The sequence below is a fragment of the Rummeliibacillus sp. TYF005 genome (genome assembly GCF_003844195.1).
GTDB lineage: Bacteria > Bacillota > Bacilli > Bacillales_A > Planococcaceae > Rummeliibacillus.
Genome location: NZ_ML122549.1, coordinates 1 through 11617 on the forward strand (window position 1 = coordinate 1; position 11617 = coordinate 11617).

An 11617-nucleotide genomic window follows, 5' to 3' on the forward strand; every position below is an offset into this window, starting at 1 on the left:
TTCCTTTTGCACAACTCGGGCTTCCTTTTGCACAACTCAGGCTTCCTTTTGTACAACTCACGTTTCCCTTTTGTCCAAAAAAACTATCTAAATTAGAAATAACCCATCAAGTAGCAATGATGGGTTATCTATTTCACTTTTGTATCATACTTGGTTATTATTATATTTAAAATTCATAGTCATATACCTTTTTATATAACTCTACTAACTCTTCCTCTGTAGGTATTTTCGGGTTATTTCCAGGGCTGCCACTTGCCAAGGCATCGACAGTCATTTTTGGAATTGCAGCATAGAAGGTATCCTTTTCTATCCCCCACTCCTGCAAATTACCGATTTTTATCTTTTTACATAATTCTTTGATCGAATCAATGAATAGATTCGCTAATTCTTCTTTCGATAAATCCTTTTCTTCTTTATTAAAGAATTTTCCTAAATCAGCTAATCTCTCAATACATGCATCTTTTGAATATTCCAAAACAGCCGGAAGTAACATCGCATTGGAAATTCCGTGTGGGACATGGAAAAGTGCTCCAATCGGACGCGACATGCCATGAACTAATGCAACAGAAGCATTTGAAAAAGATAGTCCAGCTTGCAATGAACCAATCGACATCGCCTCGCGTGCACCAAGATCATCCCCATTTTCATACACCTGCAAGATATTTTTTACGATTAGTTCAACTGCAGATAATGCAAGCATATCTGAATATGGGTGAGCTAATCTTGAAATATAACTTTCAATCGCATGACTAAGTGCATCTATTCCAGTTGCTGCAGTAATAGATGGTGGAGATGTTAACGTTAAAACAGGATCCACAATCGCGACATTCGGTAAAAAAACAGGTTGCTTAATCATCATTTTCACATCATTTGTCGTGTTTGTAATGACGGTCGCATCTGTTGCCTCTGATCCCGTTCCTGCTGTAGTCGGTATAGCGATATGAGGAATTGGTGTTATTTCAGCTATCTTCTGCATTTTCATATAGTCTCCGATATATCCACCATTTGTGGCCACAACTGCAATGGCTTTTGCAACATCGATACAACTGCCTCCACCAACAGAAATTATGATATCGCAATCTTCCGCTTGAAATAATTCAAGGCCTTTCGATACATACGTATCCACCGGCTCTGACTTAACACCAAGGTATGAAACAGCTTCTAACCCTTGTTCTTTTAAATAAGAAGAACATTGAACCACATAACCTAGACTCTCCATAATGGGGTCACTAATGATTAAAGCTTTCACACCTAATTTTCTTGCATATTCCCCTACCTTTTCAAATGAGTTTCTTCCGTATATGATGGTACTTGGTGAGTTAACTGTAAAAATTTTTTGGGTTTGAATCATTGTATTTAGCCTCCTAGAATCCATTAATTTAAGCGGTTTCATAATTTTACTTTGTAGTGGTTATATCATTTTATGAATTCGAACTACTAGATATTAATATTTGCTCTAGAGTAATAGCTGAAGTAAAAAATATTAGACAAACTATGCTAAAATTAATTTTTAAAATAAACATTCTAAAAGGAAATCTAATTAGGGGTTTTGTAAATGCGAACAATTGATATTGCAAAAAAAGCACAGGTTCATCCGAATACTGTTCGACTTTATGAAGAGTGGCATTTTATCTCGCCAGTTCCTCGAAAAGCAAATGGATATCGAGAGTATTCGAATATACATTTACAACAAATGTATATTGCACGGCTTGCCTTTAAACAAGAGTTTATACAAAATAATTTGCGAAAAATGGCGACGGAAATTGTTCGTCTCAGTGGACAAGAAAAGTTTACGGAAAGCATAGAGGCCGCAAATGTCTATTTAAAATTTTTAAAATCCGAGCTTGACTACACACGAAAGGCTGTTCAAATTGCCAATAAAATCCTACATGAGAAAGCAGTTTCTACAAAAGTATTCACCCATAAAGAAGTCGCTAATCATCTCCAATTAACAGAAGAGACACTTCGTAATTGGGAACGTAATGGATTATATTCTGTAAAAAGAAATACACAAAATCGTCGGCAATATGGTATGGAAGATATCCAAAAATTACTTATCATCCGCACGCTTCGTAGTGCCCATTTTTCTATTTCGAGCATCCATCATCTTTTTGAAGAAATTGAAACAGTTGAACAAGAGATAGATATTCATACTCTTTTAAACTCACCAAAATTCAAAAATGAATTTTATCACGTAACAGATGAACTTGAATTGAATATAAAAAAAGCAATGAAAGACGTATTGTCGATCATTGCAATTTTAGAAAAACTACAATAGTGGTGAAGGACTGTTTTTATCTACTAACATCGTTAGTTGGTGCATCGCTCTTGTTGTAGCAATATAAAGTAACCCTTGGTCAAATGCTGTTTTATAGTTCGTTTCGTTGACAAATGGAACAATGACTGCGTCGAATTCTAATCCCTTTGCATATTGAATCGTTGTTAAAAGTAATCCTGTTTCAAACTTCTCTGTTTGTCCGTCTAATAGATGATACGGAACATTTTTAAGCTGTTCTTTGATGATTTTTAAATCTGCTTCTGTCTTACAAATAATGGCGGTTGTTTTATAATCATTTTGTATAGCTTTATGAATACTTGTCATCATTTCATTGAGTGTTTCATATGCAAGTTCTTTTGGCTCTTCTCCGTGACGAGCAATTGGATTAATATCACCGGTTCGCATAAATTTCTTCGAATACATCGCAATCTCATAAGAAGATCTGTACGTTGTTGTAAGTTCCACGTATTCCAAATTCGCGAAAATCTCTTCAAATGCTTTCTTTGAAATCGTTTCATATGGTAGAAGTGCCTGACTAAAATCTCCGATGATTGTTCGTTTACACGTAAACACTTTTTCAAGAACTGCATATTGAATCGGTGTGTAATCCTGCATCTCATCTAATACGAAGTGCTGCACCAATTCATATGTTTTGATTCCTTCAAAAAATATTTTCACATATAGATAAGGATACACATCGTTAAATTCAAAATGCTTTTTATTGAAATGGAATAGCTCGTCCCCTAGTTCATGTATAAAAGCTTCGAACACATCGAAGGGTGTTGCATAAGTTAAGCGTTTCTTTAAACGCTTTATAATTTCATTTTTACTTAGGAATTTTCCTTCTCCGTTCCGCTTAGATTTAAGAACTTGAATCACATCATAAGCCATTAGTTCCAAACGTGTAAGAACTGGTTCTTTAGCATATTGTACGAAGCGACGTAACAGATACTCTCCTGTAAACTCAACATCTGAAATCGATATGGTTTCATTCTTAAACAAATGCCCATTCAAATCTTCTAAGAATGTCTGTAATTGCTGTACAAATTGACCGTTTGCTTTTGCCCCTGCTCTTTTTGCCAACTCTCCTGTTGGATCTGTTAATATCCTTTTCGTTTCTTCTTCAAATGATGTGAAAGTATACGTTTTTGACAATAGATTTGTCGTCAGCTCATCTAAGGTAAATGAACGAATTGGTTGTTCCCCAAGTTCTGGTAATACAGAAGAAATATAATCACCAAATACCTTATTTGGAGACAAGATGAAAATTCGACTTGCTTGCAGGGTATCTCTATACTTATACAAGTAATATGCAATTCGATGTAAGGCAACCGCTGTTTTCCCTGATCCCGCCACTCCTTGAATAATGACATTATAAGCCGATTCGTTCCGCACAATTTTGTTTTGCTCTTTTTGAATAGATGTGACGATTGTTTTCATTTTTTCATTTGCATGTTCATTTAACGTCTTTTGTAAAACAGCATCTTGAATGGTAAGAGAACTATCTATCGCATAAATAATCTTCGAGTTTTCAATTTTGAACTGACGTTTTCCAATAATTTCGCCATGAAAACGTCGGTCCATCGCATCATAATATGCTTCACCGAGTTCAAATTCATAGTACATATTACAAACAGGTGCACGCCAATCATAGATAAGTGGATTCCCTTCTTCATCTCTAAAACCAAATCTTCCAATATAAAAGCTTTCTGCGTCCTCTCTTTCTTCTCCTTCATAGACAAAGTCAAAACGGCCGAAATATGGAGAATCGATTAACTTTTTAATATTCTCTCTTTCCACTACTTGCGCAAACCCTTGCTGATCAATCATGCTTAACGTTTGCTGATAATCATATACTTCAAATTTATCCAATTCACTTTTATAGTCAATCATATATTTTTGTAAATTTTTGAAGCTTTGATCTTGATTTGTAATATCCTTCGATAACCTTTTATATGCTTTCTCAAGGCTCAATAATGTATTTTCAAAATATTTCATTTCCTTTGTATCAATCATTCATAAGCCCTCCTATTAAAACCGTATCGCTAGTTTAGCAAAGTCTTTTTCGCTGGTGTTTAAGTGGAGGGTTTGGTTTATAATTTTTGTAGCAAAAAAGAGAATTGTTCCTGATTGAAACAATTCTCTGTCTACTAGATTGTGTTCCTAAATGTATTATAAGAATGGGTGAAGTCTTTTCCCTCACATGATAAAAAATTATTTTAATGACGTTTTACGAATCTACTTTCTTGTTATATAAAATCTACTAATGATAACAATTGATAAAATTAAACCTATGACAAGTGAGATATACGTCAATCTCACCCATAAATCGACATAAGGATAGACAAAGAAGAAAATATGAGGCCATGGCATAAAGGTCCCCTGTGTACTAATTTCCATGATTGTATAAACTAATATGCAGGAAATGGTAATCTCTAAGTTTTTTATGATCATAAGCAATGCACTACTTCCTAAAAAGTAGCATAATGCTAAAAGAATCGTATGTGCCACTACCTGTGGGGTATGAAAAAAAGGATCAACAAAACAAAAAACAATCGCTATACAAAGCCCATCTACTAACCCATAACGTAAAAGATCTAACCAAGCAGTTTGACGATAATAGGGCAAAAGAATTTCATTTGCTCCCTCATCAAATAAATAACTATAATGTAAGAGTAAATGGACTCCACAAAAGCTAACGGCTAATACTTGGAAAAAAATATAGTCACGATTCTCATCTGGCGATATATAGATACAAAGAATGGCTAAAGCATATGCAACAAATGGAAGAAAGAAGAAAAACTGCTGTAATTTTAGATCAAACGTGAATAAGTAGGAAAATTTCTTCATAGCGAATCCTCTTGTAATAGCGCTAGATATCCATCCATCAAACGAGGACTAACTGACTTTCCAATGTCATCATCCTCACTCAAAATCCTTACACGAATTTTCTCTTCTTGTTCTTCCAAATAGACAACCTCATGCTTTAGAATAAAATCATCCAAGTCCTCTTTTGAAATAAGCAGATCAAATGTTTTGTGTTTGGCATAATCTTTTAACGCATCCGGTGCACCCTCAAATAATTTCTTTCCTTTTCTTATGACACCAATTTTCGTACATAAAAATTCAATATCCTCTACGATATGTGAGGAAATGATAATCGTATGATTACCGCCCAATACTTTTAATAAGTTGCGAAAGCGAATTCGTTCCTCAATATCTAGCCCTGCTGTTGGTTCATCGAATATCAAAATAGATGGCTTTCTTAGCAGAAGCTGGGCGATTCCCACTCTTCTACGCATTCCGCCAGACAATTCATGAATTTTTTTATGTCTTTGTTCAGAAAGATTGACCACTTCTAATACTGCATCAATTTCTGTTGCAATAAGAGAAGGATCGACAATTCCTTGTAGAACTGCAATATGTTCTAAAACTTCAAAAATCGTTAGCTGCGGATAAAACTGAAAATCTTGTGGTAGATAACCAATGGAACCTACTCGTTTGACATAAGTTCCTCTACTTATGAGTTCCTCATTTAAAAAAACTTCGCCATCATCCATCTTGGATAGTCCTGCAATAATTTTCATAACGGTTGTTTTTCCTGCTCCATTTGGTCCTAAGAGGCCATAAATCCCCGTTATATGAAGCGATAATTGCGATAATATCGGTTGTTTTTTTATCTTTTTTGAAAGATTTTTAATATATAGGTCCATTATTTTCGATTCCCCTTTAGCCAACTATGAATTTCCTTCCAGGTAGTCGCTTCCTCCATATGTGCATACCAGTATTTCAAAAATTCCTGTTGCTCTTTCAATGGTTTCCCTTGAAATTCCTCTAAAACTTTCGTACCTTCCTTTACAGATGGGACATTGAAATCCTCTAATTGAATTTGATCTAATACATTGAGTTTACGATTCATCCAACTAGTTGCTGCAAGGCGCCAAGCATCATAGAATGGGCTTTTTTTCGGTGCAATGATGATCGGTATCATCTCTGTAGGAATTCCTTCCAAAGTATCCTTAGATGCTAATGGATACAATGAGCTAGTATCATAAACGAAATGATCCTCATTTATTAATTTAGCTACTCCATTAGTTATATTCTGAGTTAACACAATCTTCGAAGGCAATCGATTCACAACGGTTGGACCAATTTCTTTGGCATATGTCAATAGCTTTTCCTGAAAGGTAAGAAAGGTGGGCGCACTTTCTGTAATATCTGGCCAATCACTAGGATACGTTATGTGGTAACCCCCTGTTTCCAACGTTTTCCCTTGCCCCACGATCAATGTGACCGCCTGAGCCTTTCCTTCATAAACGCCACCCTTTTTCGGTAAATTGATAAACAATAGATTGTCTTTCGTTTGAATGGTCATCTTAACTGCTTTGCTATTCTTATTGGGAATAAAACCGACACCAATTCCATCTCTATTTATACGATACATTTGATCATTATTTTTCTTTGGATACCAAGCTATATTTCCAATGAGTAACTTTCGATTTCTTAAAATAGGATGAAAATTTGTTGATCGGAGGGTATAGGTAAATTGTAATTGATCAACTGGTTTCTTTAAATGAAGGGTAATCAGATCCCCATACCGTTCATAGGAAACCGCTCGATGATTATTGGTAATCGACTGAATATCGTACGCGTGATAAAGCTGAAAAGTAGGCCTTATTGTCCTCATATTCTTTAGTGACACTGTTACTTGTAGCTGATTCCCATCTAGTTGCATCACATACTGCCGGATATCATACGCTTCATTTGTCTTGCTTTTTGAATGGGAAAGCTTTTGATAATATTTAACTTCTTGATCGTAATCCGCATTATTCCACATATTTGGCATCCATAAGATCGCCATTTTTCCTACGATCAGTAGCACTATCGGAAGAACAATTAAGAGATTTCGGATCCGCTTTCGTAAGGCAAAATCCTGTGCCCATCGAAGGGAGAGAAGAAAAAAGAACTCGCTCAATAAAAACAGCCAAAATAGAAAGCGCAATTCATATGCCAAGCTAATATCATAACCAATAAATGATTTATAAGCACTGTTTATGTTGCTCATACTAAATGAAAGCAGAATCTTCCAATCCTTTGCCGTGATGTTATCAAAAATAGACCCTAAAAATTCTGAATTCATTCCTCCCGTGACAATCCATCCAACCGCGATAAAAAAGAAGCTGATTTTACGCTTGCCACAAATAATCGCTACTAGGATCCCCATAAAGAAATAGAGAATCATCGGTTCTAACAAAAAGGTCATGATGATTCGAAACAATTCTGCATATAAAAAAGTCATGCCTAGCCCATTGATTAAAAAATAAAAACTATAGAATCCATATGTAATAATGGCTAATGCTAGTTGAAAAAGGCTATGCACCACCCACATCGCTGAAATTTTTTCGACCATAATCCGATGCCCATCTGTAAAAAAGGTCTGAATCCCATATTGAAGCTCATTGGAAACGACTTGATAGGCATAAATCATATAAAAAATGGAAACAATTTGGACAACGCCGCTGATTTCCGACGGTAAATTGCCAAAATCCTGTATATGAAATTGATCAAATTTATGCAACATGATCCGGCTTATGACAAGGATAATCAGCGCTATACTCGCACCCATATATAACTTACTTTTGACAAATTACTTACAATAAAAGTGAAACAACCATTTCCACCGCATCACAATTCTCCTTTTAAGGTAAAAAGAGATGCACGATACTCTTGGAAAGAATGCATCTCTTTTTTAGCATATTAGTTTACTGTTATTTTCATAAAGTCATTTAAAACGATTACATTTACTTTTTCACTAAAAAATAGTTCATAATAACATTCAAAAATTTTAATAATATACTATTTTTTCTAATATATTACATATATAGATTAAGATAAATTTTATCTACATGTCAATATGTATTTACTGACAAATCTTTGTCTTCTTCTTTACAAAAGTTAATCATTTATAAAATCACGAAGTACTGATAGAAATTAATGCCTTTTTATTTTGGCTGTTTCACAGATCTTCTCAATTCAATCCTGTCACGATATAAAAAAGGAGAATCGTTCCTGATTGAAACAATTCCCCATTTTTAGATTTAATGCTATTTATAATATATTTTTATTCGCTACTGGAACTAAATAAGCTGGCATTTCTTCATTTAATCGCCAGATGATGCTCATAGGTTGGCTTCCTGAATGACTTACATATTCGGCTGTTCCAAGAAATACAAATGGTGAAGTATAGCCATTTTCGGTTTTATAGTTTCGTACAAACAATGCAATTTGGTGATGATTTCTTTTATGTGTGATATAACGTTTTGCAGTTTTACTATCTGCTTTTACACCACTTTGTGTTTGCCAATGGAAAAGTCGTTCGTTAATCGCATAATCTTCATACAAAGTAGAAGGAGAAAATTCTTTTTCAGACTTGTTTAATGTGATGAAAAAGATATCTAGATGATGATCTGCAAAATGTTTTACACCTTCTCGGAATGTTGGACTTTTCTCTTCGTTATAATACCCTAAAGCCGCAAGTACTTGAGCAGTCGTATACTTACTATGGACACCTAACGGACATTCAAAGTGTAGGTCATTTTCTTTTTCCATCAAATCAATAGATTCATATAAATAGTCGACAATTTCTAAAATTTCTCGTTTAAATTGTTCAATGGATAAGATACTGTCCATACCTCCTTCAATTGATTCGAACCCTTCATCTTTTGGATGTTTTTGATAGAAAGTGTAATACAACATGGCAAGCATTAATTGTTCTTCAGATGATTGAATCGTCGAGTTTTTTATATAGTTAATGATAAATTGTAAAAACTTTCTTGAGTTCAGATGAAATAATTTTGAAATTCGTTTTGTTAATGTCTTTTCATTTGGAAATTCAAAATCATCAGCTAAACCAGCTTGTACTTTCATACGACAAAAACTACGATCTCCACTTTTTCCGTAGAAATCATAAAGAGAAAGATGGTAATGATTTAAAAAATTAGCCAGTGTCAATTCTTGCTCCGTATTTGCTTCAAAATATTTCATCTTCGCCATTAGATTGTTACGCGTATTTTGGCTACTCTTTACATTCCTTAAGATATATTCTTTCGCTTGTTTTTCTAATTGAATAAAGCATCCTTTCGGTAGTTGTGAAAATCCATTCTCAACATAATGACGTACGGAATGTTTTGTTTTCCCTATTAACGCTTTAAATTTATCCTCAAAGTTATAATTTTTGTGAGCTTGTCCAACAAAATCTAAAACCGTTAAACATTCTTTTTCATCCGCTAACCGCAGTCCTCGACCAAGCTGTTGTAAAAACACCGTCAAGCTCTCTGTAGGCCGTAAAAACAAAATGGTATTGATCTCTGGAATGTCTACCCCTTCGTTATATAGATCGACAACAAAGATAAATCTTATCTCTCCACTAACTAGTCGTTTTTGTACTTCATTTCGAATTTTTGAGTCAACATTCCCATATAGAGCCTCGGCCGGAATCCCTGCATCGCAAAAGAATTTCGCCATATATTTGGCGTGTTCAATAGATACGCAAAATCCCAGTCCCTTTACTTCATTAATATCTGTGACATATTTATAGATACTTTTGATAATATGACGACTTCGTAAATCATTTGAAATATAAACATTTTCAAGTTCTTTAATGTCGTAACCTCTTCGACTCCATTTTAATTGGTCTAAATCGATAGTGTCACTCACACAAAAATACTGGAATGGACTTAGTAATTTTCGATCAATCGCTTCTGTTAATCGCATTTCAGCAGATATTCTTTCATCAAAATAAGACAATATATTTTTTCCATCCATACGTTCTGGTGTTGCTGTTAGACCAAGCAGAATTTTAGGGTGATAATGTTCTAATAATTTCTGATACGAGTGAGCAGCTGCATGATGAAACTCATCCACGATAATAAAATCATAATAATCCGGAGTAGTTCGTTCATACATCTTTTTACTATTAAAACTTTGGATTGAAACAAATAAATGGTCAAATGAGTCCGGTTGATAATTCCGTACCAGTATGTCTCCAAAGTTCGGATCTTTTAAAATAACGCGGAAGGTTTCTAAACTTTGTTTCAAAATTTCTTCTCGATGGGCAACAAATAATAATTTTGCAGACGGATGCGTTTTTCTAAATTGTTTGAAATCAAAAGCCGAAATAACTGTTTTCCCTACACCAGTTGCAGCAACTAGTAGATTTTTATTTCGCCCATATACTTCTCTTTCTACTTGTAACTTCTCTAATATTTCTTTTTGATAAAAATAAGGTTGAATATCAAATAAGTAATAGCGTTCCTCTTCCTCTTTTACTTTAGCTTTTGATAATGCCCTTTTTAATATAAGCTGATCTTCCTGACTTTCAGCACTGTACAGTTTGAACTCATTGTCATTCCAATAGCTTTCAAAAGTCGCTCTAAATTTTTCGAGAATATCAAAAGAATCCTTTTCCGTTACTTTCATATTCCATTCTAATCCAGAAGTTAAAGCTGGATTAGATAAATTAGATGATCCAATATACGCAGTACTAAATCCTGTTTCTCTTTCAAATAAATATGCTTTTGCATGAAGTCTTGTGCGATCCACGTCGTATGATATTTTGATCTCAGTATTCGAAAGTTTACTTAATTCTTGGATAGCTTTAAAATCAGTTGCTTCCATATAAGAAGTTGTGATAATCCTAAGTCTATTTTCCGGATTTGAGGTAAACGTTCGAAGCTCTTCCATAATACAACGAAGACCACTCCATTTTATAAACGAAACTAACATATCGATGGAATTAGCTGTTACAATTTCCTTCTTCATTTCCTCCAACATATTGGGTTCATATTTGGAACCAGTAAATAGAGAACTTTGTGAAAGTGGCGTAACAGGACGTATGACATCACGCTTTTTCAAGCTTCTAGCAGAGTTAAGTCGTGAATAGATGGAAGTAAGGACCTCCCCCTCCTCTTCAATTTGCAATCGACTGAACTCTTCATCATCCAAACGCTCACTCAACGTTCTAATAATGTCATTACATGTACGAATCTGATCAACAATTGCTTGCTTTGGATCACTCTTTTCGTTGTCTCGTACAAAACGAAGTGCTTTTCTCGTAACTAGTGAAATATAGGAAGAAAGTAATTTTCTAGCTTCTTCTACATCCAACTTTTCTTTACCAATATCAAAGGTTGTTATATCTAAATCTTGCATTTCTTGTTTTAGTTTTTGATTTATAATTTCCTCGTAAATTCCTTGTTTAAGCATTGTAAGACCCCGATTTCTTGGCGTTAGAATTAAATTTTTCATTTACTTTTGTTTTTAGAAATATGTATTTTGGCG

General features: G+C 34.4%; 7 protein-coding genes. 1 reads left to right on the forward strand and 6 read right to left on the reverse strand.

Annotation, left to right across the window (positions count from 1 at the left end):
- Positions 1-166 precede the first annotated feature (166 nt).
- A complete protein-coding gene (locus tag CW357_RS06715; protein ID WP_124217647.1) occupies positions 167-1351 on the reverse strand; it encodes an iron-containing alcohol dehydrogenase in 1185 nt (394 codons plus the stop codon).
- A 204-nt stretch (positions 1352-1555) separates the two neighbouring features.
- Here CW357_RS06715 and CW357_RS06720 point away from each other — a divergent pair, with 204 nt between their 5' ends.
- A complete protein-coding gene (locus CW357_RS06720; protein ID WP_124217648.1) occupies positions 1556-2278 on the forward strand; it encodes a MerR family transcriptional regulator in 723 nt (240 codons plus the stop codon).
- Here CW357_RS06720 and CW357_RS06725 read toward each other — a convergent pair.
- The 5 genes from CW357_RS06725 to CW357_RS06745 all read right to left on the reverse strand — a co-directional run bounded on the left by CW357_RS06725 (position 2270) and on the right by CW357_RS06745 (position 11542).
- Positions 2270-4294, reverse strand: a complete 2025-nt coding sequence (locus tag CW357_RS06725) for a HelD family protein (RefSeq protein WP_124217649.1) — start codon at positions 4292-4294, stop codon at positions 2270-2272. The two genes, CW357_RS06720 and CW357_RS06725, sit on opposite strands and share 9 nt — an antisense overlap.
- 222 nt (positions 4295-4516) lie before the next feature.
- Complete coding sequence (locus tag CW357_RS06730; RefSeq protein ID WP_124217650.1) at positions 4517-5128, reverse strand: hypothetical protein; 612 nt, start codon at positions 5126-5128, stop codon at positions 4517-4519.
- Entirely contained in the window at positions 5125-5991 is an 867-nt protein-coding gene (locus CW357_RS06735; RefSeq protein ID WP_124217651.1) for an ATP-binding cassette domain-containing protein, read from the reverse strand. Before CW357_RS06735 ends, CW357_RS06730 begins: the two co-directional genes overlap by 4 nt.
- Positions 5991-7859: a hypothetical protein gene (locus tag CW357_RS06740; RefSeq protein WP_124217652.1), complete on the reverse strand. Its 1869-nt coding sequence runs from the start codon at positions 7857-7859 to the stop codon at positions 5991-5993. Before CW357_RS06740 ends, CW357_RS06735 begins: the two co-directional genes overlap by 1 nt.
- A 527-nt stretch (positions 7860-8386) precedes the next feature.
- Positions 8387-11542: a DEAD/DEAH box helicase gene (locus CW357_RS06745; protein WP_124217692.1), complete on the reverse strand. Its 3156-nt coding sequence runs from the start codon at positions 11540-11542 to the stop codon at positions 8387-8389.
- Positions 11543-11617: the final 75 nt, after the last annotated feature.

What these genes read in the sequence shown, in the direction of transcription:
- CW357_RS06735 (WP_124217651.1), bottom strand. Translation starts at nt 5,991, where the DNA reads ATGGACCTATATATTAAAAATCTTTCAAAAAAGATAAAAAAACAACCG.
- CW357_RS06720 (WP_124217648.1), top strand. Translation starts at nt 1,556, where the DNA reads ATGCGAACAATTGATATTGCAAAAAAAGCACAGGTTCATCCGAATACT.
- CW357_RS06740 (WP_124217652.1), bottom strand. Translation starts at nt 7,859, where the DNA reads ATGTTGCATAAATTTGATCAATTTCATATACAGGATTTTGGCAATTTA.
- CW357_RS06725 (WP_124217649.1), bottom strand. Translation starts at nt 4,294, where the DNA reads ATGATTGATACAAAGGAAATGAAATATTTTGAAAATACATTATTGAGC.
- CW357_RS06730 (WP_124217650.1), bottom strand. Translation starts at nt 5,128, where the DNA reads ATGAAGAAATTTTCCTACTTATTCACGTTTGATCTAAAATTACAGCAG.
- CW357_RS06715 (WP_124217647.1), bottom strand. Translation starts at nt 1,351, where the DNA reads ATGATTCAAACCCAAAAAATTTTTACAGTTAACTCACCAAGTACCATC.
- CW357_RS06745 (WP_124217692.1), bottom strand. Translation starts at nt 11,542, where the DNA reads ATGCTTAAACAAGGAATTTACGAGGAAATTATAAATCAAAAACTAAAA.